At 36.5% G+C, this 25180-nt stretch carries 22 protein-coding genes; 10 read left to right on the top strand and 12 right to left on the bottom strand.

Features of this window, described 5'->3' with window-relative positions:
- Positions 1-82: 82 nt before the first annotated feature.
- Complete coding sequence (locus AsFPU1_RS04775; protein ID WP_124972436.1) at positions 83-301, bottom strand: DUF4327 family protein; 219 nt, start codon at positions 299-301, stop codon at positions 83-85.
- Between the two features lie 541 nt (positions 302-842).
- The gene (gene argB / locus AsFPU1_RS04770; RefSeq protein ID WP_124972202.1) at positions 843-1721 is read right to left on the bottom strand and encodes an acetylglutamate kinase; all 879 of its coding nucleotides are present in this window, start codon (positions 1719-1721) and stop codon (positions 843-845) included.
- A 282-nt stretch (positions 1722-2003) separates the two neighbouring features.
- On the opposite strand from argB, the gene AsFPU1_RS22470 reads away from it, so the two are divergent.
- Positions 2004-2177 carry a QAALIT motif small membrane protein gene (locus tag AsFPU1_RS22470; protein ID WP_172957449.1) on the top strand — a complete coding sequence of 58 codons (174 nt, stop codon included), beginning with the start codon at positions 2004-2006 and terminating at the stop codon, positions 2175-2177.
- A gap of 131 nt (positions 2178-2308) precedes the next feature.
- Here AsFPU1_RS22470 and AsFPU1_RS04765 read toward each other — a convergent pair whose 3' ends face one another.
- Positions 2309-3232: a cation diffusion facilitator family transporter gene (locus tag AsFPU1_RS04765; protein WP_124972204.1), complete on the bottom strand. Its 924-nt coding sequence runs from the start codon at positions 3230-3232 to the stop codon at positions 2309-2311.
- 114 nt (positions 3233-3346) lie between these two features.
- On the opposite strand from AsFPU1_RS04765, the gene AsFPU1_RS04760 reads away from it, so the two are divergent.
- The 4 genes from AsFPU1_RS04760 to AsFPU1_RS04745 all read left to right on the top strand — a co-directional run bounded on the left by AsFPU1_RS04760 (position 3347) and on the right by AsFPU1_RS04745 (position 6555).
- Entirely contained in the window at positions 3347-4576 is a 1230-nt protein-coding gene (locus AsFPU1_RS04760; protein WP_124972206.1) for a DUF3086 domain-containing protein, read from the top strand.
- 119 nt (positions 4577-4695) lie between these two features.
- Positions 4696-5352 carry a glycerol-3-phosphate 1-O-acyltransferase PlsY gene (plsY, locus tag AsFPU1_RS04755; protein ID WP_124972208.1) on the top strand — a complete coding sequence of 219 codons (657 nt, stop codon included), beginning with the start codon at positions 4696-4698 and terminating at the stop codon, positions 5350-5352.
- Positions 5353-5617: 265 nt separating this feature from the next.
- Positions 5618-6061, top strand: coding sequence for a DUF29 domain-containing protein (locus AsFPU1_RS04750; RefSeq protein WP_124972210.1), 444 nt, complete (start codon positions 5618-5620; stop codon positions 6059-6061).
- 269 nt (positions 6062-6330) lie between these two features.
- The gene (locus AsFPU1_RS04745) at positions 6331-6555 is read left to right on the top strand and encodes a ferredoxin family protein (RefSeq protein ID WP_124972212.1); all 225 of its coding nucleotides are present in this window, start codon (positions 6331-6333) and stop codon (positions 6553-6555) included.
- A 22-nt stretch (positions 6556-6577) separates the two neighbouring features.
- Here AsFPU1_RS04745 and AsFPU1_RS04740 read toward each other — a convergent pair whose 3' ends face one another.
- On the bottom strand, positions 6578-7528 hold the full coding sequence (locus tag AsFPU1_RS04740; RefSeq protein ID WP_124972214.1) for a DNA polymerase III subunit delta': 951 nt from the start codon (positions 7526-7528) through the stop codon (positions 6578-6580).
- A 56-nt stretch (positions 7529-7584) separates the two neighbouring features.
- Between AsFPU1_RS04740 and AsFPU1_RS04735 the strand changes: the two genes are divergently transcribed.
- The gene (locus AsFPU1_RS04735) at positions 7585-7932 is read left to right on the top strand and encodes a hypothetical protein (protein ID WP_124972216.1); all 348 of its coding nucleotides are present in this window, start codon (positions 7585-7587) and stop codon (positions 7930-7932) included.
- On the opposite strand, the gene AsFPU1_RS04730 is transcribed toward AsFPU1_RS04735, so the two are convergent.
- From AsFPU1_RS04730 to uvrA, 4 genes are all read right to left on the bottom strand, one after another.
- Positions 7929-8378: an FHA domain-containing protein gene (locus AsFPU1_RS04730; protein WP_124972218.1), complete on the bottom strand. Its 450-nt coding sequence runs from the start codon at positions 8376-8378 to the stop codon at positions 7929-7931. The genes AsFPU1_RS04735 and AsFPU1_RS04730 overlap by 4 nt on opposite strands.
- A gap of 245 nt (positions 8379-8623) precedes the next feature.
- Positions 8624-9526, bottom strand: coding sequence for a DUF6492 family protein (locus AsFPU1_RS04725; RefSeq protein WP_148096695.1), 903 nt, complete (start codon positions 9524-9526; stop codon positions 8624-8626).
- Between the two features lie 295 nt (positions 9527-9821).
- Complete coding sequence (locus AsFPU1_RS04720; RefSeq protein WP_124972222.1) at positions 9822-12176, bottom strand: heavy metal translocating P-type ATPase; 2355 nt, start codon at positions 12174-12176, stop codon at positions 9822-9824.
- Positions 12177-12236: 60 nt separating this feature from the next.
- Positions 12237-15122 (bottom strand): excinuclease ABC subunit UvrA, encoded by a 2886-nt coding sequence (gene uvrA, locus AsFPU1_RS04715; RefSeq protein WP_124972224.1) that lies wholly within the window; start codon positions 15120-15122, stop codon positions 12237-12239.
- Positions 15123-15656: 534 nt separating this feature from the next.
- On the opposite strand from uvrA, the gene crtH reads away from it, so the two are divergent.
- The 3 genes from crtH to AsFPU1_RS04700 all read left to right on the top strand — a co-directional run bounded on the left by crtH (position 15657) and on the right by AsFPU1_RS04700 (position 20501).
- The gene (gene crtH, locus AsFPU1_RS04710; protein ID WP_124972226.1) at positions 15657-17195 is read left to right on the top strand and encodes a carotenoid isomerase; all 1539 of its coding nucleotides are present in this window, start codon (positions 15657-15659) and stop codon (positions 17193-17195) included.
- Between the two features lie 220 nt (positions 17196-17415).
- Positions 17416-18795 (top strand): GAF domain-containing sensor histidine kinase, encoded by a 1380-nt coding sequence (locus tag AsFPU1_RS04705; protein ID WP_124972228.1) that lies wholly within the window; start codon positions 17416-17418, stop codon positions 18793-18795.
- Between the two features lie 23 nt (positions 18796-18818).
- Complete coding sequence (locus AsFPU1_RS04700) at positions 18819-20501, top strand: ABC1 kinase family protein (RefSeq protein ID WP_124972230.1); 1683 nt, start codon at positions 18819-18821, stop codon at positions 20499-20501.
- A 57-nt stretch (positions 20502-20558) separates the two neighbouring features.
- Here the strand turns inward: AsFPU1_RS04700 and AsFPU1_RS04695 are convergent, their stop codons facing one another.
- Complete coding sequence (locus AsFPU1_RS04695) at positions 20559-21179, bottom strand: SDR family oxidoreductase (RefSeq protein WP_124972232.1); 621 nt, start codon at positions 21177-21179, stop codon at positions 20559-20561.
- A 154-nt stretch (positions 21180-21333) separates the two neighbouring features.
- Between AsFPU1_RS04695 and AsFPU1_RS04690 the strand changes: the two genes are divergently transcribed.
- Positions 21334-22068, top strand: a complete 735-nt coding sequence (locus tag AsFPU1_RS04690) for a DUF1997 domain-containing protein (protein WP_124972234.1) — start codon at positions 21334-21336, stop codon at positions 22066-22068.
- A 124-nt stretch (positions 22069-22192) separates the two neighbouring features.
- Here AsFPU1_RS04690 and AsFPU1_RS04685 read toward each other — a convergent pair whose 3' ends face one another.
- From AsFPU1_RS04685 to AsFPU1_RS04675, 3 genes are all read right to left on the bottom strand, one after another.
- Positions 22193-22468 (bottom strand): hypothetical protein, encoded by a 276-nt coding sequence (locus tag AsFPU1_RS04685; RefSeq protein WP_227873387.1) that lies wholly within the window; start codon positions 22466-22468, stop codon positions 22193-22195.
- A 35-nt stretch (positions 22469-22503) separates the two neighbouring features.
- Positions 22504-23274 carry a hypothetical protein gene (locus AsFPU1_RS04680; protein WP_438357502.1) on the bottom strand — a complete coding sequence of 257 codons (771 nt, stop codon included), beginning with the start codon at positions 23272-23274 and terminating at the stop codon, positions 22504-22506.
- A gap of 180 nt (positions 23275-23454) precedes the next feature.
- Positions 23455-25080, bottom strand: a complete 1626-nt coding sequence (locus AsFPU1_RS04675; protein WP_124972238.1) for an IS1634 family transposase — start codon at positions 25078-25080, stop codon at positions 23455-23457.
- Between the last annotated feature and the right edge of the window lie 100 nt (positions 25081-25180).

Raw genomic sequence — 25180 nt, 5'->3', positions numbered from 1 at the left:
CATTCATCTCGTCACCAAGCTTTGCTGTGGTGGGAGTCCTCTGGCAGAAGAAAGGTAGAATCAGATTGCAAGGATAAGTTTCTTACGATTCATCCCAAGCTTCCACCATTAACACCTCACTAACGGGATCTTGCATAGCAAAACCAAACTCTGATAATTCTCCTTTCCAGTAAGACCATTCATCTCCATAGAGTAGGGCCAGTTTCCAGATGCTATCATTAGGTTTGATTACCTTAGACTCTACGAGTGAAGCGACTTTGCGTTGGAACTTCACCATGGGATGAGCGACTTGTTTCGTCATAGACTCAATCAATTTTGGTTTACTATATTGTACAAATGCTATTTGAGCCATACTTCTCTTGTGTTGTTATAATTAGTCCGGTTGTAGATATTAATCTAAAGGATTATATCGAGAGGCAGTCTTTTGACACTGCCTTATGAGATCTAAGCAATACTAACAAGTATTACTGTTAAATTCTTGCTTCACATTGTTTGCTGAAACCTAAACCATACTACATGGTATTCCTGTTCAATTCCTGCTTCATTCAAATGTCCAAAGTTGTTCAGTTTTATCTAGATTCGAGTCTTCTAGAAGACACCCTTTCATTGATTTTAGCACAGGTTTGTTCAATTGTCTCCCTATGATCGGTTTATTTGTGAGCAAAACTCATCTACTGTATAGGGGAACTCTTAACGGGAGTCCTCTTTTTGCATTGTTTAGGATACAAATATTTTTACGTGATCGGGTTCATTTTGGCAAGTCTTTTTGAGCTAAAGTACGGGAATTACTACTGTCAACCCCACCTTAAGACAAAAGCAGGGGAAGTGTGGGGCCTTATTGCTCAAGAAACAATCATAGAACCAATTCCTTGATCAGTAAAAATTTCCAACAATAGAGCATGGGGAAGACGGCCATCAATAATATGAGTAGCTTTAACCCCTTGAGCGAGGGAACGAACACAACAATTGACTTTCGGGATCATCCCTCCTGAAACAATACCTTGATTAATCAACTCTCTGGCCTCTTGAATGTCCAAATGATGGAGTAAAGTCGAGGGATCTTTATAATCTTTGAGGATGCCGGGAGTATCTGTCAGTAAAATCAGTTTTTCCGCACCTAAAGCCGCAGCAATTTCTCCAGCGACCGTATCGGCATTGATATTATGAGCTTGTCCTGCTTCATCAGCGGCCACACTAGAAATAACAGGAATATAGCCACTACTGACAAGAGACTCCACAATTCTTGTATCAACGGTATTGACTTCTCCGACAAAGCCAATACCATCTTTACCGACAGGACGGGCTGTGATTAGATTACCATCTTTACCACATAAACCAACACCTCGGCCCCCCGCTTGGTTAATGAGGGAAACTAATTCTTTGTTAACCCGTCCCACTAAGACCATTTCTACCACATCCATAGTTGCAGCATCTGTGACCCGTAAACCATCCTTAAATTGAGGTTCAATGCCAAGTTTATCGAGCCAAGTATTAATTTCTGGCCCTCCCCCGTGAACGACCACCGGACGCACCCCTACACAAGCCATAAAAATGACATCCCGAATCACTTTATCCTTGAGAGAACTGTCTTTCATGGCAGCCCCTCCATATTTAATGACCACAGTGCGGCCGGCAAATTGTTGAATGTAGGGTAGAGCTTCGCTTAAGACTCTCACGCGAGTGGCATCTGTTTCCCGATTATATTCGCTTTCGCTGCTCATAGATGATAGATTTTGGTCAATAATTAATTTTTAGTTTAACGGGTTTTTGGGTTTCGGTGTGTTAACTGTAATCCTTAACTCCAGTTTCGTTTTTTCCATCAGGACACCTGAAAAATTGTCACAAAATTATACATTTCCTCCCTCAATTTCCAACAACACCCTTTATAATACGAGTTAGTCAGCCAAGTCTTACTGAGGCTAATGTAGGGCCTATTTCAAACAATTAATCGACAAGGCGACGTTACAAGGTGTGTAGGATTAATTTATGTTAGGTGGTGTGAGATGTTAGAACGTCTTTTTTTAGCAGGTACTGTTACGTGCTTGCTCTATGTATCTTTACCCTTTGGCCAATCTTCTGTAAACCCAACTCGTACAAATCAACCTGCTAGTTATGTCAAGATTGAGGGTTTACCGATGTCAAATGTTCATGACAATCAGGATAATTTAAGGATTTGATCACAAAAATTATCAAAGGGGAGTGAAATTAGTTATCTAGAGACAACTTAATCTGGGAACAAAATCCCCCTTCCCTAACTCTAAATTAAACTGATATAGAAAAATGTTGAGCAAGTTGTAATAATTGTTCATCAAACCCGATGATCTGGAGCTAAAACACAGGGATAATTAGAATCACCTGTTTCAATTTGTAAAGTCGGGTGTTCGATCCCAAATAAATCATAAAGTTGTTGACAAGTTTCGCTTAAGAAAGCATCTCCCGGAAAGCCATTAGGCATGACCAAATGAACGGTGAGGGCTGTTTCTTGGGTACTCATAGCCCAGATATGAAGATCATGAATTTGAGCTACTCCTGGCAATTCTTTGAGATAAGTACGGACAGCTTGGGGTTCAATGGCCAGGGGAACTCCATCTAGGGCTAAACTGAGAGAATCTCTCAATAATTGCCAAGTTCCGACGACAATTACGGCAACAATTAATAAACTGACTAGGGGATCAAACCATAGCCAACCCGTAAACAAGATGGCTAAACCTGTTAAAATTACGCCACAAGAAACCAGTGCATCAGAAGCCATGTGAAGAAAGACCCCCCGAATATTTAAGTCTTGACGACGACCTGACATAAACAATAAGGCAGTCACGGTATTGATAACGACACCGACTGAGGCCACAATGATGATCGTTACACCGGAAATGGGACTCGGATGAAATAACCGTTGTATCGCGTCCCAAGCAATACCTCCCATGACTAACAGTAAGATCAGAGCATTGAACAAAGCTGCTAAAATAGATGAACGACGCAAACCATAAGTATAACGTTGTGTAGGAGGATGTTGCGCTAAAATGTTACCACTCCAAGCCAATAATAAGCCAAATACATCGCTTAAATTATGGCCCCCATCGGCTAGTAAAGACAGAGAATGAGTCCAAAAACCAAACCTTAACTCAATGATCACAAACCCTGTATTTAATATGGTTCCAATCAAAAAAGCACGATTATAGTTAATAGAGTGGTGGTCATGGTCATGGTGGTGATGGTCATGAGAATGAGTCATAATGTTCCATTGAAGCTTGCTAGATGGAAGTCGTAAAGATATGATATTTTTCGTCTTTACCCAATATTAATGGCTCAACCCTTGAACCCAATTTTATAATAAATCCTTAGATTAATGACTTCTGACGATTCCAAAAGCCCTAAACTTAACCTAACGACTGATATACCCGAAAAATTAGTCGATAGTCCCAATTTATCTGATTCTTTAACTATGGCATCAGAACCGACAGAGATTGCTTCAACTGACTCCGACAAGATTAATATTCCTGTTTCAGAAATTCTGATGACAATTGAAGAACCCCAACCGGAGGTTAAACAGCCACTAGAAACCCTAATATCTTTATCAGAAAACTCCTCTAGTCTAAAAAATGAAGCACAAGACCTAAAAGTTGAAATAGAGTCTTTAGAACGGCAAAAACGAGAGTTAAACGAAGAAATAAAAACATTGCGATCGCGTAAAGTTCAGCTACTCTCGGAACAAACTCAAGAAGTGGAACAAACTCTACGTAGCTTGGTGCAAGAGGGTTTAAAAGAATTTGAACAGCAAAAACAAGCCTTAGAAATTGCTGTAGAACAACTAGAACGTCGTCGAGACAAAATTCGCCAGGAAATGCGAACAACCTTTGCTGGAGTCTCTCAAGACCTAGCTATTCGGGTTCAAGGGTTTAAAGATTATTTAGTAGGCAGTTTACAAGATTTAGCGGCCGCGGCCGAACAATTAGAGTTTCCCACTACAGAAAGTTGGAATGAACCACTTCAAACCCCTTCCCCTGTGGTTTCTAGTTCCTCAACTGTACAATTTACTAAACAACAATTTGAGGATCAAACCCGGAAAATTGAACGTATTTTAGAACAATACCGTAAAAATCCCGATTATTATGGGCCTCCTTGGCAATTACGCCGTACTTTTGAACCTGTTCATGCGGAACGAGTCCAGAAGTGGTTCTTCTCTCAAGGGGGACGGGGGACTATTCGTTCTCTGGGGAATCGTCTGCAAAATATTCTTATTACTTCGGCCGTGATGTCTGTCTTGTATAGTTTATATGGCGATCGCAGTCGTACTCTAATTTTAGCTAATAGTCCAGAAAGACTAGGAGAATGGCGACGGGGACTACAAGACTGTCTAGGCATTTCTCGCGGAGATTTTGGGCCAGAAAAAGGGGTAGTTCTGTTTGAGTCCCCAGATGCGTTAATACAGAAAGCAGAACGTTTAGTGGATGAGCAATATCAGCCTTTCGTGGTGATTGACGAAACTGAAGATCAAATTGACCTTTCTCTATTACAATTTCCCTTGTGGTTAGGTTTTGCTCGTGATCCAAAACAAATGTCTAGTTATCTTTATTAATAAATGATTGTGGTACAGGCTTTGGCACTGTTACGGGCAAGATGCCCGTTCCACAATTACATCAATTACATCAATTACATCTCATAATTCATAATTCATAATTCATAATTCATAATTTTATGGTTTGGTTAATTATTGCATTACTAATATTGCAGGCTTATTTATTAGGTTCTATTCCCACGGGCTATTTAGTGGCAAAATACGTCAAAGGAATTGATATTCGTGAAGAAGGTTCCGGTTCTACTGGGGCAACTAATGTTTTGCGAACTATCGGCAAAACGGCGGCTATTTTTGTGTTAATTGGAGATATGGCCAAAGCTATGTTAGCGGTAGGGATAATCAAACTTTGGTTTATCTTTACTCCTTTAGCTATCATTCCCCTGGAGTGGAAATCTTGGTTGATAGTAGCAGGGTCAATGGCTGCGATTTTAGGTCACAGTAAGTCGATTTTTCTCAATTTTACTGGAGGTAAGTCGGTAGCTTCTAGTTTAGGGCTTTTACTCGTTCTTAACCCAATAGTAGCTTTGGGTGCGTTGGCTACTTTTTTAGGAGTGTTAGGGTTATTTCGTATGGTATCCCTCAGTTCTATCATGGGAGTGATCGCGGTTAATATTTTAATGCTAGTCTTACATCAACCTTTATCCTATTGTCTGTTTGCGGTGGTAGGTGGTATTTATGTTATTGCTCGTCATCGTACTAATATTATGCGTATATTTGAGGGAACAGAACCGAGAATTGGAGAAAAGTTAACATCAGAAGCAGTTAAAACGGTTTAAATGTCTAAATGAAGCTTTAAAGCGGCACTAACTAATTCCATTTTTTGCCATTTCTGAACCCATAGCAGGATCGAGGTTAGCGTAGTAAATCTCACCACGTTTCATTGCTTAGTCCGTCAGTTACTGTTATTTCCCAAATTTCGTCAATTTCCTCACTTGCTTGTTTATAAGCTGTTTCTAACTCTTTTTCTTGTAGTAATACTAAAGCTTTCTCGATGACTTGTGATCGAGATTTACAACCTTTGCTAATCTTAGAAGGATAACAATGACCACATATATTGATATAAGAACACTCTATGAATCTGATTATTTACAATGGCTAGAAGAAACCGTTAATCTGCTCAAATCTCGTCAATTAAATAAACTCGACTATGATAACTTAATTGAGGAATTAGAAGCATTGGGAAGAACAGAAAAAAGGGCAATTACAAGTCTTTTAGAACAGATTATTAGACATTTATTGCTTGATCAATATTGGACAGTTGAACATGAATTTAATGCTAATCATTGGGAGGCAGAAATTATTAGTTTTCGCAATCAATTAAATAAATGTTTAACAACTAATTTATATAAGTATTTACAAAATAATTTAGAGTCTATTTATGATGATGCTAAAGACTATATTAAAGCAAAAACTAAGTTAAATAATTTACCAGATATCTGTCCTTATACTTTAAATCAGTTATTAGATAAAACTTGGCTACCATAAATCAGATTTGGCTAATATTATTAATGCTTAGTCCATCACTTGTGGTTATTTGCCAAACTTCGTCAATTTCCTCTATTGCTTATTGATAAGCTGTGTCTAGTTCTTTTTATTGTAGTAATTCTAAGGCTTTCTCCATGACTTGAGAGCGAGATTTACAACAATTAGACGTGAAGACTAAAATCATTCTCAGCCTAGTTGAAAATAGGACAGGTTATCTGTAACAATAGAAAGGTAATAAAACTTAAACCTAAGATCTAAAGGAGATAACTTTGCCTCATACAATTGTTACTGAAACTTGTGAAGGTGTGGCCGACTGTGTAACAGCTTGTCCTGTTGCTTGTATTCATGAAGGGCCCGGAAAAAACATCAAAGGAACTGACTGGTATTGGATCGACTTTAATACCTGTATTGACTGTGGAATTTGTCTACAAGTTTGTCCTGTCACAGATGCAATTTTACCTCAAGAACGTCCAGAATTACAACAAACTCCCTAAGCATTACATTGTAACACAAAAGCTAAATTATGTCAATTATTTCTAATAATAAACATTCCCAAACTAAGCGAGGTTGAACATAACATAAAAGACTTTGACGGGCTGTTTCTAGATAATTTAATACAGTCGAGTTATGAAAATTTTCCCAATAACGATACTCTAAATAATCAATTAACCATAATTGGGCTGGTGTATCTAATTCTTTAGTAACGGTTTTCGCTAAATCTAAAGCCCCCAAAACATTTTGAGGTAATTTAGTTAATTGTTGACGTAAGGTTTCGGGAATTGTTTGTAATTGGGAATAAGAAGCAATAGCTTCTCCTGGACTACCTTGGGCCAGGTTTAAGATTTCTTGATTCTGCAAAATTTCTCCATAACCAATTCTTTCTAAAACCATCGTTAAATCTGTTTTAGATAATCGATAAAATGGTATTTTTTGACAACGAGAAACTAAAGTAGGTAACAAAGAATCCGTACTCGGTGCAATTAATATTAACGTCGCTTTTCCTGGTTCTTCTAAGGTTTTTAATAAACCATTTGCTGCCGCTTCTGTCATGGTTTCTGCCCCTTCAATAACAATAACAGAACGAGAAGCTTCTAAGGGAGGACGACTCAAAAATTGAGGAATTTCTCGAATTTGTTCAATGCGAATTTGTGGAGTGGCCTTGCGTTTTAATCCTGATTTTTCTGCTTCTTGAACTGTCAATAATTGTCCCTGATTTTGATACGTGGGTTCTATCCATAATAAATCAGGATGATTCCCTTCACTGACTCGTTTTTGCAATAAAATTTGCTTATCTTGGGCAATATTGAGAGACAATAAAGCTTCCGTGAAACATTTGGCTACTAAACTGCGTCCAATGCCAGGAGTACCGGCTAATAAATAAGCAGGGGCAATGCGATTTTGAGCGATCGCTTGTTGTAATAATTCCACAGCTTGAGGTTGTCCAATAACTGGTTGAAACCCGTTCATTTTGATCCAATACCAACAGTTTAATCAGCAAAAACTAACAGAGGAGTTTTAAATTTATGGCCCGCTATACTTCATCTTACATTGCCACAGTGTCTTTAAAACAACTACCTCCTTTATTGAATCAAATTTTAGAATCTTGTGAATTTGAAGTAATTTATCAAGCTATTGATTATATAATGGCCCGAGAAATTCCGGGGAAAGTTACCTTTTCTAAATTAGTGACGGTAGAAGTTCTGATTGAAAGTACCGCGGCCAAAGAGAATGAGGTTCCAGTTAATTGGGTCATTAAAAATGATGAATTGCCCTTGCAAGTCGAAAACCATTGTCAACAAAAATTTCAAAAGATAGAACAAGCCATCAATAAGAATTCACAATGGCGTTTAATCGCTTCTGTGAGCAATTAATCATACTCACGGGTGTCATCATCATAATCCATCATCGCGGGGTCAATCAGGGTAATATCGAAGGGATCATTATTAGGTAAAGTTGGGAACTTATCCTGTTGACGAAATTGATAAATGGCAAAAACTTGAGGGCCAAAAACAACTTCATCCCCGTGTTGGAGATCTCGGGCCGTTTGTTTTGTCCCATTCACCAACAGTCCATTGACACTGCGTTTACCTTCCGTATCCCCATCCACAATGCGATAATAACTTGTGCCATCTTGACGCACTCGTCGATATAAGGTGGCATGGCAACGAGAGACAAATTGAGAACGCAAGCGAATTGTACAATCTGGCCCTCTGCCCATTGTATATTCTGGTTCACACAGAATGATCTCTTGTCTGCCTTTGTCATCCTCGATAATCAAAAAATGTTCTCTTTGTGGGCGTACGGATTTACCAGCCATTACATTAACGGTTTAAGTTGAACTCTGATATCAATTAAAGAGCAATCTCAACCCATCTTAATATAAATTGGGAGTCTGCTACATAAAACTGATACAACGTGGTATATCAAGTCACCTGTTCGGTTTACTTCGTCCTTCATACCATCACTCCCCACCGAAAGTGCGCGTAGCGACCACCTCATCAGTCGAATAGGACTAATTTAGATGGGTGACAGCTTAGTACCCAGGGGGGAATCTCCTCGGCATTAAACGGCTTTTTTGGCTCTATTGACTATATAATGTTGGAAAGATACGGATTTATATTTTGGCGATAATTTGCTATATAAATTCTCCAAACTATCTGAGTTTCTTTCTAAAGAATTGTAGTTAAACCAATATTCTAAATCACAGTAATTTGAGTAATTTATATAGCAAAAATGACCATAACTCTCATATTCACTAAAGCTACACCATTCTTTCTTATCTAAACAATCAATTATCGCCAAAAACCAGGGCTTTTTATGATATAGTTCTATAGCATTTTTAAAATCTAATAATTTACCTTTTTCAAACAAAATATGATGACTTATAAAGGAAAGGGGCAAGAAATCATGATTTTTGTATCCCAGCAACTTTTGCAATGTTTTAAAATATTCAAGACGATATTTATCAGCACAGTTAAAAACAACTTTATCCCGATGTATAAAGGATTGAGGACGAAGAAATATTGTATCGGCATCTACTACTAAGTAATGTTCACAATTTCCTAATTTTTCACCATTTAACTTAATAAGCTGTTGAAATATCCATCCTGAACGATCTCGTCCATTTACAATATAATTAATGTCTTTTTTCTGAATTGTTAATACAGTATTCTCGTCAACAAATTTACATTTTTTTTCAAAGGCTAAATTTTTGATTTCCCGCTCATCTGGTGCTACTATAATAATATCCTTAATCAGATGAGATACATATTTTAAAGACTCTATTACTAAAGGTAAAGTAGATAAATCTTTTTTGATCACTGGAATTAAAACATCTATTGGTATTTCACTATATGATTGTGATTTACTCAACAAAATTTTCAAGTTCTTCAGCCAGTAAAAATATAAATGTCTTTTAATTTTATCAAAATAACTAAGTTTTGTTTTTGAACTATTTAACTTCATATTCATCACCTTTAGGGGTATGGAAAGAATAAGGATAAAGTCTCAGGGTTGGTGTAAGCTTAGTTACCTAGTCAATGGGAGTTTTTCTGAGTTAAAATATCTAGTTAATAAGTGTTCTTTGTCTGGTAAGAAATTATGGAAAGTGTTAAGTTAAAAACCCACATTGGTCAGAATGGATTATTACAGAACTTAAGATGGTGGGTTACGACGCGCCTTAAAAGTTATGCGTTTTTCATCAAAATCATAGCCGCGTCTAACCCACCCTACGAACTCGGTGGAATTCATAATTTATAATTCATAATTTATAATTCATAATTCCTCGTGGGGGTTGACGGCGCAATAATAAAGAATTACTGACAACTGTAATGGAACTTAAGGCCATTAAAGCTCCTGCAAAAGCTGGACTAATCACTAAGCCAAAACTAGGGAGCAACAATCCGGCAGCGATGGGAACAGCTAATGTATTATAACCCAAAGCCCAGAGCAAATTTTGACGAATCTTAGTAAAAGTGGCTAAACTTAAGTCAATGGCTCCGACTACATCCCTTAAACGATTACCCATCAACACAATATCAGCCGTTTCTATGGCCACTTGAGTTGATCCTTGTAACGTTATACCTAGATTAGCTTGAGCTAAGGCTGGAGCATCGTTAATACCATCTCCCACCATAGCAACAATTTTCGATTGTTGCAATTGTTGAATAATAGCAGCTTTCCCTTGGGGACGAATTTGAGCAAAGACTTGATTAATGCCTAATTGAGTCGCAATGGCATTAGCAACCTGGGGATGATCTCCCGTGACTAAAATCACCTCTAAGCCCCGTTTTTGCAATTCTAAGACGGTTGCTTGAGCATCAGGACGTAAACTATCTTTTAGGGCAATCATGCCCTGAATTTCCCCATCTAGTGCCAAATAGACGACGGTTTTACCTGCCTTGGTTAAGAGTTCCCCTTGAAATAGAATCTCATGATTGAGAGGAATGTGGTGATGGCTTAACCAGTCCTGATTGCCCAATAAAACAGTTTTCTTGTCAATTATAGCACTAACCCCTAATCCCCCCTCTGTATGAAAGTTTTGCGCCTTTAACAGGGGTAAATCTTGCTGTTGGGCGGCTTCTACCATAGCCGAGGCCAGAGGGTGATTAGTACCACTTTCCACAGTAGCGGCTAATTGCAATAATTCTTGCTTATTGAGAGAGGTAAAAGTCAGACAGTCAGTGACACTGGGATGGCCAACGGTCAGGGTTCCGGTTTTGTCGAAAACAATGGCATTGAGTTGATGAACCGTTTCTAAGACATCCCCTCCTTTAATTAATAACCCTTTTTCGGCCCCGATACCTGTACCAACTAAAATTGCAGTGGGAGTTGCTAACCCCAAGGCACAGGGACAAGCCACCACTAAAACCGCTATCATTAGTTTTAAACTGAGTAAAATGGGGGAATTCATGGTTAAATGATGGCCTGTTGTCATTAATACTTGGGGATAGACTTTTGTGCCAATTTCTAACCAAAATAAGAAGGTTAACGAAGCAATAGCCATGACTCCATAGGCAAAATATCCGGCCATGGTATCAGCCAATTTTTGTATGGGGGCCTTACGGGTTTGGGCTTCTTCTACTGAGGCGATAATCTGAGCTAAAGTTGTATTTAGTCCGATACGGGTAGTTTTTACTGTAATTACCCCTGATTGGTTAATAGTTCCGGCGATAACGCCTTCTCCTGGCTGTTTGGGAACAGGTAAAGATTCTCCCGTGACTAAAGATTCATCAATGAGGGTTTGTCCAGTGATAATTTCTCCATCCACCGGAATTTTTTCTCCTGGGAGTACCCGTATCCATTCCCCTAAGCGGACTTGTTCGACAGGAATTTCGATGCTAGGGCTATCAGAAGGGAAGGGATCACCGATTAAACGAGCTACAGGGGGTTGAAGGGATATTAAGGCTTCTAATGCCGCAGAAGCGCGATTTCTGGCTTTTTTCTCTAAGGTGCGTCCCAAGAGGATAAACCCTAATAACATGACGGGTTCCTCAAAAAAGCATTCCCACCCCAAATTAGGGAATAAGAGGGCGATACAACTAGCTAAATAGGCACTAAGCGTTCCTAAAGCCACTAAGGTATTCATATTAGCCATACCATGCCGTAAACCGCGCCATCCATCGATAATAATCTCTCTACCGGGAATAAGTAAGGCCAGGGTAGCTAACCCCCAATGAAACCAACTACTACTTAATAAGGGGAGGGAAGGGCCGCCTATATGATGCAGATGACCTAAACCTGAAAAGACTAATAAAATCGCTGCAGTGGTTAAAGCGATGCGTTGTTGTTGGGCTTCTTTTTGCTTACGTTGGGCGACGTTTTGGGAGGTTTCTCCTAGACTGAGGGTGTGGGAGTCTCGCACATCAGAGGGAAACCCGACGGCGGTTAATTTTTCAGCCAGGTTTGCGGGTTGAACTTGTCCGGGGACATACTGAATGACAGCGACTTCGGTAATTAGGTTAACACAAGCGGAGATGACCCCGGACTGTTGGCTAAGTTGTCGTTCTACGGCTTTGACACATCCAGCACATTTCATCCCTTGTACGTCGAGAGTAATGGTTTCTGAGAGGGTTTGAGGGGCTGTTTCTTGAGTTTTGGGGGAAAGCTGCACCATAGTCTAATTACCAGTGACTCAACCTTTATTATAGTTACGTTAGTGAAATTTTGATAGTAATTACGGTTCTACCTTTTGAATGGGGTATTGTTTTAACACCTCTTTCAAATATTTTCCTGTATAAGATTTAGGATTTTTAGCCACTTCTTCAGGAGTTCCAATAGTTACAATTTCGCCTCCTTTATCCCCTCCTTCTGGCCCTAAATCGATAATCCAATCTGAACAACGAATCACATCTAAATTGTGTTCAATCACTAAAATAGAATTACCTTTATCTACTAATCTTTGTAACACATTTAATAAGTGATGAACATCATAAAATGATAATCCTGTTGTTGGTTCATCTATTAAATATAACGTCTTTCCTGTGGCTCGACGAGATAATTCTGACGCTAATTTTACCCGTTGTGCTTCTCCTCCAGATAAAGTAGGTGCAGACTGACCTAATTTAATATAACCTAATCCAACATCTACTAAAGTTTGTAAGCGATTCACTGCCCTCGGAATATTCTCAAAAGTATGTAATGCTTCTTCTACTGTCATATTTAAAACATCAGCAATAGAATGATTTTTATATTTTACTTGCAGGGTTTCTCTATTATATCTTGCTCCCTTACAAACATCACATTGAACGTAAACATCAGGTAAAAAATTCATCTCAATAACATTAACCCCTTGTCCGCTACAATTTTCACATCTTCCCCCTTTAACATTAAAAGAAAATTGACCCGCTTTATACCCTCTAGCTTTCGCTTCAATGGTTTGAGTAAATAATTCTCTAATAACATCAAAAATACCTGTATACGTTGCAGGATTTGAGCGAGGAGTTCTACCAATGGGAGATTGATCAATAATAATGACTTTATCAATAGAATTAAGTCCTTTAATTTCTCCTAGATTTTTAGGAAAGGGAACTTGTCTAGTTAAATGATGTTGTAAGGCCGGATATAATAAGTCATTAACTAGGGTAGATTTTCCTGAACCTGATACTCCTGTAATACAGACTAATTTACCTAAAGGAATATCAACACTAATATTTCTTAAGTTATTTTCTTGACAATTTTTCAGAGACAAAATTACCCCATTTCCTTTCCGTCTTTTTTCAGGGGTTGCAATAACTTTTTTGCCGGATAAATAATCAGCAGTTAAAGAATTTTTTGCTTTAAGTAATGTCTCAAAACTTCCTTGAGCAACAATTTGTCCCCCATGAACTCCCGCTAATGGGCCAATATCTACTAAATAATCAGCCGCGCGAATTGTTTCTTCATCATGTTCTACTACAATTAAAGTATTACCTAAATCTCTGAGCTTTTTTAAAGTAGATAATAATCGTCCGTTATCTCTTTGATGTAATCCAATACTAGGTTCATCTAAAACATATAAAACTCCTGTTAATCCTGATCCAATCTGGGTCGCTAACCTAATTCGTTGTGCTTCTCCTCCTGATAAACTCATTGTTGCTCTATCTAAAGTTAAATAATTTAATCCCACATCTAATAAGAATTGTAAGCGATTTTTGATTTCTCTTAATGCTAATTCACCAATTAAAGCTTGTCTATTTGTTAATTCTAATTTATTGATTTTTTCTAAACATTTATCAATAGAAACACTTGTTAATTCATAAATTTTACACTGTCCTAAATGAACGGATAATGCTTCTGGTTTTAATCTCTTTCCGTTACATACTTCACAAGTTTGATCAACAATATATTTTTCTAATTTTTGTTTAACTATTTCTGAACTGCTCTCTTTATAACTTTTCTCTAGTATCGCTAAAATTCCTTTAAAAGTACGGTAATAACCCTTACTATCATCGGAACGAGAATCATCCTCAAACCAAATTTTTTCTTCACTACCATACAATAAAACATTTTGTTGTTCTTTGGTCAATTTATTCCAAGGAGTTTGGATCTCAAAATCATAAGCTTGACCCAAACTATACAATAAAGATAAATAATAGGAATTATCTTTTTCTGACCAAGGGGCGATCGCAGCATAAAGAGATGCACTCGGATCAGGAATTACTAAGTCAGCAGAAAAACGCCGTAAACTTCCTAATCCATGACAATTTTCACAAGCACCATAAGGAGAATTAAAAGAAAATAAACGAGGTGATAATTCTTCCATCACTGCCCCATGTTCAGGACAAGCAAAATTTTCAGAAAACATTATTTCTGACGGTAAATTTATCTCAGAATTTTCTTTTCTCTCTGAGTCATTTTCTGTTATAATATTAACAATAGCCAAGCCTTCAGAATGCTTTAAAGAAGTAATTAATGAATCCGTTAATCTTTCTTGAACTCCCTCTTTTTTGATTAAGCGATCAACAACAATTTCAATATTATGTTGCTGATTTTTTTCTAATACAATCTTATCCGAAAGTTCTGTCACTTCCCCATTAATTCGTACCCGTACAAACCCTTGAGAAGCTAAACCGGATAATAATTGTTTATGGGTTCCTTTTTTTCCTCGAACCACTGGGGCTAAAATTTGAAATTTAGTACGTTCAGGAAGTTCCATAATTTGATCACATATTTGATCAATAGTTTGAGGAGAAATTGAGCGATCGCAATGAGGACAATGGGGTTCTCCGGCCCGTCCAAATAATAACCGCAAATAATCATAAATTTCTGTTACTGTACCCACCGTAGACCGAGGGTTATGAGAAGTCGATTTTTGGTCAATAGAAATGGCCGGACTTAACCCTTCAATACCATCCACATCCGGTTTATCTAACTGACCTAAAAATTGTCTCGCATACGCACTCAAAGACTCCACATAACGTCGTTGTCCTTCCGCAAAAATAGTATCAAAAGCTAGGGAAGATTTTCCCGACCCCGATACCCCCGTAAAAACAATTAGGCGATCGCGCGGAATGTCAAGATCAATATTCTTTAAATTGTGCTGTCTTGCACCACGAATGCGGATACTGTTCAACTCACCCATATTCCCTAAACTTAATAATCCTTAATACTTAATCATAGCGTTCTATCTCGCTACAGATCAGGTAAAAGGCAAAAGTAAGGGTTAACGGCCGTCATTAGTGTCAACTTAAAATTAAACCCCAAGACACACAAGCTTTCCCACCATCCCACCCACACCCTGTCAAGGGTGTGGTTAAATGTACTAAAGCCTGCCTACGCAGGCTAATGTTAATAAAAGTCCGCGAAGGCGGACTTCGTTGGTATAGCCACAGGCTTTAGCCTGTCGGCGTTTTGGACTAAGTTGACACCAATGACGGCCGTTGACCCCTACAATAAAACAAACTTTATTGAGAATTAATTGCAAGACTATTGACAAAATTTATTAATAAGACTATAGTAAGGTTAATAAGTGTTCTAAGTGTTCTCCTCTCAAGGATGGATCGGCAGGTGGAACCGTCACCTACACAATGATGGTTCCCCCGATTTTTTTTGCCTAACCATCGGTCACAGACGCGATAAACTAGAAAGACGAAAAATCTTTTAGCGTGACTAAACCATGAGTGGGACATTAACCGCGATCGCCTCTAAAAACACCGTCAACCCCCCAAAATATGATGTTATCGTCATTGGTTCAGGAATAGGGGGGTTAGTTACTGCCACTCAACTTGCGGCAAAAGGGGCCAAAGTATTAGTCTTAGAAAAATATCTAATTCCGGGAGGAAGTGCCGGATATTTTGATCGAGAAGGTTATCGGTTTGATGTGGGTGCATCCATGATTTTTGGCTTTGGAACCCAAGGCACAACTAACTTATTAACCCGTGCTTTAGAAGCGGTCAATGTTAGCATAGAAACCCTCGAAGATCCGGTACAAATTCATTATCATTTACCTAATGGATTAGAACTCAAAGTTCACAGAGATTATGAAAAATTTCTGCAAGAATTAATCAAGTATTTTCCTCAAGAAAAAGAAGGAATTCGTCGCTTTTATGATGAATGTTGGCGAGTTTTTAACTGTCTTAATGTGATGGAACTCCTTTCTTTAGAAGAACTTGGATATTTAACAAGAGTATTTTTCCAACATCCTTTAGCCTGTTTAGGGTTAGTCAAATACTTACCCCAAAATGCCGGAGATATTGCGCGACGTTATATTAGTGATCCGCAACTTTTAAAATTCATTGATATGGAATGTTATTGTTGGTCAGTAGTGCCAGCAGATAAAACACCAATGATTAACGCAGGTATGGTTTTTTCAGATAGACATTATGGCGGGATTAACTATCCAAAAGGAGGAGTAGGACAAATTGCACAAAAATTAGTTGAAGGGTTAGAAAAAGTAGGAGGAGAAATTCAATATAAAGCCAGAGTTACTAAAATTGTAAAAGAAAATAATCAAGCCATTGGAGTTGAATTAGCTAACGGTCAAAAATACTATGCTAAACGCATAGTTTCTAATGCCACTCGTTGGGATACCTTTGAAAAATTATTACCCACCTCAGATATCCCAAATAAAGAGAAAAGATGGCAACAGAGGTATCAAAAATCTCCTAGTTTTTTAAGCTTACATTTAGGGGTTAAAGCTGATGTATTACCACCAGGAACAGACTGTCATCACATTCTTTTAGAAAATTGGGATAAGATGGAAGATGAACAGGGGACAATTTTTGTTTCAATTCCTACCCTACTTGATTCTGATTTAGCACCCCCAAATCATCATATTATTCATACCTTTACCCCAAGTTGGATGGAACAATGGGACAAACTTTCACCCCAAGAATATCAAGAACAAAAAGAGGAAGCAGCAAGTCATTTAATTCATCGTTTAGAGAAGATTTTTCCGGGGTTAGCTGACGCATTAGACTATCAAGAAGTAGGAACCCCTCGTACTCATCGACGCTTTTTAGGACGAGATGAAGGAACTTATGGCCCCATACCTCGTCGAAAATTACCTGGGTTATTAGGAATGCCTTTTAACAGTACCTCCATCAAGGGACTTTATTGTGTAGGGGATAGTACCTTTCCGGGTCAAGGGTTAAATGCCGTCGCCTTTTCTGGGTTCGCTTGTAGTCATCGTATTGCCGTTGACTTAGGATTATGAATTGATTGTTACAATTCTTGACATTTTGTTGAGTACATTTACGGTTGGACTTGTTCCAATTATTGTGGATGATGAAATTAGCTAAGTAGACTTGACGAATAAAAACACCAATGTTTTACAAATGACCTAATCATGTGAGGATTGTGATTATACTTAAGTCGGTAAAAAGCAATTTTTATGCGTTACTTTAGCCATAAACGCTTATTAAACTCTTGAGAAAATGCCTAATCTTAAAAAGTCCAATGAATTACAACAAGGCATAATTAATATTATTCAAAATTACTCTGATACAGAAGCAATGCTTCAAGAAATTTCGAGTTTTTTGGGTCAGATTTTTTTGATAGATCTTTGTTTAATTATTACAGGATTTAATGATTTAAACTTGCTAAAATGGGTCTGTTGGACACCAGAAAAATTTATAAAATTGCCAACTAAAACCCTATCAGAATTAATTGAGCAGCCAGGAATCAAGAAAGTCATAGAAACCTCAAAAGTGACGGAAATTGCTAATCTTAATAAATCCAGTAATCACCCTATTTATCTGACTTTAGAGCAACTGCATTTTCGAGAATTATTAGGAATTAGCACCCAATTTGATGGGAAAGTCAATGGAATTATTTTATTAGGCAAAACTCATGCTCATGAATGGACACATCAAGATAAAAGCTTGTTAAAAATAGCCAGTAACTTAGTAGCGATCGCCGGTCATTTGAGTCAATTAAAAATATCAGGTCAGCCGTCTTTAAATGAAAAAGAAACCCCAATCAATTTTTCTTCTACAGATATTCCCCATTTATTAGAAGAAATTCCTATACTTAAAGTATGGTGGGAAGCGACCCGAAATCAACTAGAAAGACAATTACAATGGAATAAACAGCTTGTCCATAATATTATCACGATTATGAGCGATCAAACTCGTAATCCTCTAGCCATTATTAAAATGGGAATTACCACTTTACGTCATAGACAATTATCTCCCGAAGACTTAGAAAAACGGTTAGATATTATGGAGAAAGAATTACAGAAACTTAGTAATATTAATGACAAAATTCTGCAACTAAAAACGGTTAAATCTCAAAAAACAAGTTTGTTTCCTACTTTAGTTAACCTAGAGACATTAATCAAGGAAATTGTTCTTCCCCATGAAAAAAATTGGCAAGAAGATCAACGTCAATGTTTAAATCTAGAAGTTAATTTGACTCAAAATACTCCCATCGATCAACAACAGATTTATATAGACATTGAGCATTTTAAGAAAATTTTAAACGAACTGTTAATTAATGCCGGTAAATTTTCCTTACCTAATTCAATAGTTTGTTTAGAATTTGGAGAAAATAAAAGACATAATCAAAGTGAAATAATTATGAGTATTACTAATGTAAGTAGATGTATTTCAAAAAAAAATATATCCTATCTTTTTAACCCTTTTTATCGAGAACAATGGGTAATTGATAATGCAATTCCAGGAATAGGTTTAGGGTTAACTATCATTAAAGATCTCGTGGAACTATTAAATGGTAAGATTGAGACAGTCTGTCAACCCACAGATAACCCAGAACACTGTATAATTATTTTTAAACTTACTATTCCCCAGTCCTGATCATGACAGTAGTTTAACCTATTATGCTAACAAAAAGTGCATCGCCTAAATCGCTGCGCTGGCAACGTTCTAACTATTCTCCTTTAGCTCGTCAATGGGAAATTTCTAGCGTTACCCTTCAATTTATTTTTCGCTTACTATGGGATAAAATACTCCACAATCATTCACCCCGTCAACGACATCGACAAGCCAAATGGTTAGTCAAAAAACTATTACAATTAGGGCCAACCTTTATTAAAATTGGCCAGTCTCTTTCTACCCGCGCTGATCTAATTCCTTTAGAGTATATTCAAGAATTAAGTCAACTACAAGATCAGGTTCCTCCTTTTAGTTCTGATCAAGCGATCGCCGTGTTAGAATCAGAATTAGGAAAACCCGTTTACGACTTATTTCAAGAGTTTGAATCAACCCCTTTAGCAGCGGCCAGTTTAGGTCAAGTCCATCGTGCTAAATTATATAGTGGAGAAGCAGTTGTTGTTAAGATACAAAGACCAGGACTAGAGAAAATTTTTAACTTAGATTTTGAAGTTATTAATCGATTACTTCGCTTAAGCAGTCATTATATATCAGCCTTAAAAAAATATGATTTAGATGCTATTCACGAAGAATTTTTTGAATTATTATTTCAAGAAATTGATTATATACATGAAGGTAAAAATGCCGATAGATTTAGAGTTAATTTTAAAGGCTATTCTCAAATTAGAGTCCCTAAAATTTACTGGCATTATACAACTAAAAAAGTTTTAACCTTAGAATATTTACCAGGGGTTAAAGTTGATGATCGGGCCGCATTAGAAGCGAATGGAATTAACTTAGATCGGGTTATACAACTGGGAATTTGTTCTTATTTGAAACAATTATTAATAGACGGATTTTTTCAATCTGATCCCCATCCTGGTAATATGGCCGTTGGTCAAGGAGGAGAATTAATTTTTTATGATTTTGGTACTATGGCCGAAGTCAAAACCTTTGCTAAAGATCAAATGATTCAAACCTTTTTTGCTGTTTTAAGAAAAGATACGGATCAAGTTGTGGAAACCTTGGTTTATATGGGATTAATTGAACCTTTAAATGATCTGAGTTCAGTGAAAAGAATTATTGCTTTTATCTTAGATAATTTTCGTGATAAACCGATAGATATTAAAGCATTTGAACAAATTAGTGATGAAGTTTATTTAATGTTTAAAGAACAACCTTTTAGGTTGCCACCACAAATGACCTTCATTCTCAAATCTTTAACCACTTTAGATGGCATTGCTCGTGCCTTAGATCCTCAATATAATTTATTAGCAGCTAGTCAACCTTTTGTCAAGAGTTTAGCTCTTAGTAATTCTCAAGGAAATGTGCTAATTACCTTGGCAAAACAAGCAAAAATTCTACTTAAAAATACGTGGCAAAAATCCCAAACAAATGATAGATTAATTAAAAATATAGAAGCAAAAATTGAACGAGGAGAATTACAGTTTCGCACTCGTTCATTAGAAAGTGAAAGAATATTAAATCGGATAAATTTAGGCATTAAAAGTTTAATTTATGCTTGTTTAACCGGATTTAGTTTACTTTCTGCTTCAATTTTAATGACAACAGTATATCTAAAAATTGCTATTATTGGATTTAGTTTATCTGGTTTATTTTGCTTGTTCTTATTACGATCATTAATCAAACTAATGATGCAAGAGAAATTAGATAAATTAGTAACCAAATAATAGCAATTCTCAAAAGTCAAACTCTCCTGACCCCATCACTCCATCACTCCATCACTACTAATCTGTTTTTTTGCTAACAATTTCTACCACTTTGTTAAGAAAATCGTGATCAAATAGAGATTTTACGCAAACTTGAGCGACCTTTTGTCTAGGGATACTCCCCTCAAACAGAGTATCTGCGGATGACATTACAATTTGATCTGAGTTATCTTCGTTTTTAAGACCACCAGGACGAACAACCGTATAACTGATTCCACTGTTTTGGAGATAGGTTTCAGCCTGTTTTTTCCAATACAAAACTAACCAAAAGAGGTTCAAGGGATGAAAAAATTGGGAGACACACAAAGAAGAAACCAAGACAAACTGCTCAATTTCTTGGGTTTTAGCTATGTCAACCAGATTTTTAGTCCCTTGATAATCTACTTGATAAGGGCCCGTTGGATCAAAACTAGGCCTTGCTCCTGTGGCACAAAGTACGACAGTACAGTCAGCCAAGGCGTTCCTTAAACTTTCCAGGTTCAGAACATCCCCTACCACTAACTCTGCTTCTGATGGTAAAATTGCCTGTCCTGTTTCGAGATTTCTAACTAAGGCCCGTACAGGGATCTGACGTTTAACCAACTCTTGGACAATTCTGCGTCCTGTTTCTCCGGTTGCTCCTGCTACTAATGCTTTCATATCACACTCTTAAGATTAAGACCAAAATTATCCTTATCTGTTATTGTATTAAATTTAGTTAGCTAATATTTAGTCTTGATCAATGAGATCTTAGGCATGAGGCAATAAACTCCAACACACCCATTAACCCTCTAATAATTCTTAAAGGTTCGTTATGCAATGCCAATGGATTAACAATCATCCGACTGATTTATCTAAGATAAACCACACCATCAATCCTCAACTGTCTCAAACTAATGAGGAAAACCCTGTTCACTTTCAGACGAAATTTGCAGGTTATATGGAGATGTATAGCGACGTTCAAAGCGTTGGTCATTATCTTAATGCTCATCAGGGGTGGTTTTGTCATTGTGCAGCACCAATGAAAACAAAAAGCCTTGATAATAATGGTTATGTGTTGACTATTGGGCAATTTGCTTCGTTTGGATATGAAGTAGAACCTAAATTAGCGGTAGTTTTGGAACAACCTAAAGATGGGGTTTATAAGATGTACAGTATTCCTCTTCCTGATGAACCCAGTTTAGGGTATGAAGTAGATTATCAAGCGGTAATGAGATTAACTGAAATTCCCACTAATTTAGCTGGAGATGGTTTAGTTAAAGCTTATCGAAAACAGGGATTATCTCAAGTACCTGATGTCATTACTAGAGTTGAGTGGCAATTAGAAATGGATGTGGCGGTACAATTTCCTAAGTTTATTTATAAATTACCTTTATCTCTGATTCAAACCACAGGCGATCGTCTTTTAAGTCAAATTGTTCGTCAAATTTCTCCCGGTCTGACTTATAAAGTTCAACAAGACTTTCATGATAAACAAAGTCTTCCTTTACCACCTAAAAGTAGTCGTCATCTTGAGAGATTAGGAGAATTACAAGAAAAATCTGCTTAAATCCATTGGACTTAATAAGTAACAAAACCCTTGGGGCTTAATATTATTAAGCCTCTACTGAGATCTTGCACCTGATGTTGAAAACCGGATTTTGAGCCAAATTACAACGAAGTGAATTTTGTATCTAATTTTTCCTGTAATTATTTAGAAAAGATTGCTTAAATTCTTCTAGAGAATTAACAGTAACAGCCATTTTTAACTTTTCTTTTAAGACAGATAAATCAGAAATTTGATCGAGAGAAGTTTCAATTTCTGAAGTAATTTCACCTAGTCGAATTTTGAGAACTTCTTTAACGTCATCACGAGCATTTTGTAACGCGCCAATTTCCTTGCCAATTTCTTTGCCAATTTCCTTACCTTTTTCTATTCCTCTTAATTCCATATTACTTAATAAAGGCATAGTTCTTTCCTCCTCGAATTCCTTAATTTTGCTATCTAATTTTTTCTATAATTATTTAGAAAAGATTGCTTAAATTCTTCTAGAGAATTGGCTGTAGCTGCCAATTTAACAATATTTTCTAAGATAGATAGAACTGAAATCTCATTAAGATATTGTTCGACATCTAAAGGAACTTCACCCAGTCGAGCTTGTAAAACTGTTTTGACAAAATCACGAGCATTTTGTAACGCGCCAATTTCTTTGCCAATTTCTTTACCAATTTCTTTACCAATTTCCTTACCTTTTTCTATCCCTCTTAATTCCATATTACTTAATAAAGGCATAGTTCTTTCCTCCTCGAATTGCTTAATTTTGGTATCTAATTTTTCCTGTAATTGGTTAGATAAGGTCATCATTCTGTCAATTATTTGAAACAGTTTAATGATTTGTTCTCTTTCTAAACCTCGGTCATACAATCCTCTAACTAACGTCCATTTCCACTGTTCCCGTTCTTTCAGTTTTCCCGTAGTGGCTTTAGTTTTTAAGTGTGCCATTATAATAATAGCAAAAGGATTATTATTTGATTCTAATTCAGTCCACTGTTCCTCATAATCTAGTAGTTTGACCATCGGAAACTCAATACTCCCTCGATAACCTCCAAGTTCATAACTATAGGAATTAGGTCGCCAACTGACTCGTTCATCCCCCAAAATAGCTAAACTAACCACAGGTTTGTGATACAAATCAAAGGCACGATAATTATAACTTAGATTCCGCACTTCAAAATGTAGTATTAAAAAATACAGAGCTTTGAAAAGGCAAAAAATTCAGATGGAATAAAGAAAAATTCTCAATCCATCAGATGTTTGGGTGAACTTATCAAATTTAGAATATTTTAACTCGTTGAAAATTAGAAGAAGTCACCACAAACAGAGGAGTATTTCCCCTCCTCTGTGAATATTATTCAACTCTTATCGATTTATTCTTTTTGTTGTATTTGCTTAAAATTATAGATAATATTTTTGACAAGATGCGGGCAAACAACTTAAAATAAAACGTCTTTCTTCCGTTAAATTAACAATCTGTTTTACTTCGTTTAAAATTACAAAATGAATCCCTTGGAAACATTGAAACATCCATCTCAATGTAGGACGCTCTGTTAATTTACCAACTTGATTTTTGACTCCTACCTTGGCTCTTTTTAAACACTTTCTTAGTTCTCTTTGTCCCAAGTTATACAGGAGCAAACAGAAAGACATCAAAAATAACATTGTCTCTATTCTTTCCGGTTTCTCGACAAAAAAACTATCGGCAAAAAATAAAGGATCTTTCAAGAATCGAAATCCTCTTTCAGAAGATTGCTGATTTTTATAAGTTATGAGAATTTCAGTCGGCTCTAATTTATTTTCCTCTACTAAGTTAGTCGCTAAAATAAATCTCCCTGATTCTTTAGTTCTTTTAGCTATCTCTTCATTATTTTTCTGAGCCAGACCAACAATTTTATAAATCGTTTCATTTTTCTTAGAGCAAGCTTCAATAAGTTCAACTTCTATTATTTCAAAAAATCTCAGTTTTTTGTTAATGGCTTTTAATTTATATCTAGCAGATTGGGGATGCTCAAATTCTTCAGATTGTAATTGTTTAAGAAGTTTTTGGCATTTATCTTCTTCTTGTTTGAGTTGTTTTTCTAGTTTCTCTAAGTCACTTTTTTGTCTTTTTTCACTTGATACTATTAACCAAGTTTGCTTGATTCCACCATAAGTTACTATTTCCTCTTTCCAAGTATAACCTTCTAAATGTAGGTGACTTCTTTTCTTTTTTTCGTCATCTGTTATTTCTTCTATTTCTACATTTTGTATTAATTCTTTCGCTTTTTTGAGGGTCATTGGAACCCTAGTTATCCATTTTAAATGTTGGATTAGTTTGAGATTTTCTTGACTATATAAAGCACTATCACAGACCATGATACTGTCAAACTCTATTTGTTTTTTAAATTCTACTAAGATTTTTCCAAATACGGCTTTGTCAGCCTCATTTCCATCTCCAACTCTGACAAATAAGGGTAAGTCTCCATCTTGGGTTGTTATTAAGTCTAAAACGCATTGTTTTAAGTCTGGTCGATGGTCACGAGAGTATCCTTTCTTAATAAAAATTGGTCTTTCTTTTATAATCTTTTCTTCTTGCTCTTTCTCGTATTTTTCTTCACTTTTATATTCTCCATCTAGATGGAATGATGTGGCATCTAAATGGGAATATTTAATCTCTATTTCAAATTTATTTATAACTTCTAAGATAACTTCTATAAAGAGATTATTTAGTCCATATTTATATAATTCATCCATGACTCTCCCAATTTTATCATCATTTATATAATTAGGTTCTATTCCTTCTCCTAATAATTTTTCGACGGCTTTATCTTCAAAAAATTGGCTAAATAAATATAGGGGTCTTGAGACAAATCCTAGTCCATTGATGAGAATGGACTTAACTACCGTGCCTGCTGAGATTTTTTCTCTGACATCTATTCCTAATTTATTATTGATTATTTTGACTATTCCTATTTCATCAATTAATCCGGCTACTATGCCTAAATGGTCTATATTTTTAACTTCTATTTCTTCTAGATAAGACACTTTTTCGTTTTTCTTTATGGTGGATAACTCAAACAATTATCTCATCTTTTTGCCTCATCTTCTTTAAGCAATTATACTTAGAACAAATTAGAAAAGACTG

This window comes from Aphanothece sacrum FPU1 (assembly GCF_003864295.1).
GTDB classification, from domain to species: Bacteria; Cyanobacteriota; Cyanobacteriia; order Cyanobacteriales; family Microcystaceae; genus Aphanothece_B; species Aphanothece_B sacrum.
This window is presented reverse-complemented; position numbering and strand designations above follow the sequence as displayed.

Coding starts and splice junctions, on each gene's coding strand:
- AsFPU1_RS04750 (WP_124972210.1), top strand. CDS start 5,618: ATGACCACATATATTGATATAAGAACACTCTATGAATCTGATTATTTA.
- uvrA (WP_124972224.1), bottom strand. CDS start 15,122: ATGGGTGAGTTGAACAGTATCCGCATTCGTGGTGCAAGACAGCACAAT.
- AsFPU1_RS04775 (WP_124972436.1), bottom strand. CDS start 301: ATGACGAAACAAGTCGCTCATCCCATGGTGAAGTTCCAACGCAAAGTC.
- AsFPU1_RS04700 (WP_124972230.1), top strand. CDS start 18,819: ATGCTAACAAAAAGTGCATCGCCTAAATCGCTGCGCTGGCAACGTTCT.
- AsFPU1_RS04685 (WP_227873387.1), bottom strand. CDS start 22,468: ATGCCTTTATTAAGTAATATGGAATTAAGAGGAATAGAAAAAGGTAAG.
- AsFPU1_RS04695 (WP_124972232.1), bottom strand. CDS start 21,179: ATGAAAGCATTAGTAGCAGGAGCAACCGGAGAAACAGGACGCAGAATT.
- AsFPU1_RS04720 (WP_124972222.1), bottom strand. CDS start 12,176: ATGGTGCAGCTTTCCCCCAAAACTCAAGAAACAGCCCCTCAAACCCTC.
- AsFPU1_RS04740 (WP_124972214.1), bottom strand. CDS start 7,528: ATGAACGGGTTTCAACCAGTTATTGGACAACCTCAAGCTGTGGAATTA.
- AsFPU1_RS04705 (WP_124972228.1), top strand. CDS start 17,416: ATGCCTAATCTTAAAAAGTCCAATGAATTACAACAAGGCATAATTAAT.
- AsFPU1_RS04730 (WP_124972218.1), bottom strand. CDS start 8,378: ATGGCTGGTAAATCCGTACGCCCACAAAGAGAACATTTTTTGATTATC.
- AsFPU1_RS04690 (WP_124972234.1), top strand. CDS start 21,334: ATGCAATGCCAATGGATTAACAATCATCCGACTGATTTATCTAAGATA.
- plsY (WP_124972208.1), top strand. CDS start 4,696: ATGGTTTGGTTAATTATTGCATTACTAATATTGCAGGCTTATTTATTA.
- AsFPU1_RS04725 (WP_148096695.1), bottom strand. CDS start 9,526: ATGAAGTTAAATAGTTCAAAAACAAAACTTAGTTATTTTGATAAAATT.
- AsFPU1_RS04735 (WP_124972216.1), top strand. CDS start 7,585: ATGGCCCGCTATACTTCATCTTACATTGCCACAGTGTCTTTAAAACAA.
- AsFPU1_RS22470 (WP_172957449.1), top strand. CDS start 2,004: ATGTTAGAACGTCTTTTTTTAGCAGGTACTGTTACGTGCTTGCTCTAT.
- AsFPU1_RS04760 (WP_124972206.1), top strand. CDS start 3,347: ATGACTTCTGACGATTCCAAAAGCCCTAAACTTAACCTAACGACTGAT.
- argB (WP_124972202.1), bottom strand. CDS start 1,721: ATGAGCAGCGAAAGCGAATATAATCGGGAAACAGATGCCACTCGCGTG.
- AsFPU1_RS04765 (WP_124972204.1), bottom strand. CDS start 3,232: ATGACTCATTCTCATGACCATCACCACCATGACCATGACCACCACTCT.
- crtH (WP_124972226.1), top strand. CDS start 15,657: ATGAGTGGGACATTAACCGCGATCGCCTCTAAAAACACCGTCAACCCC.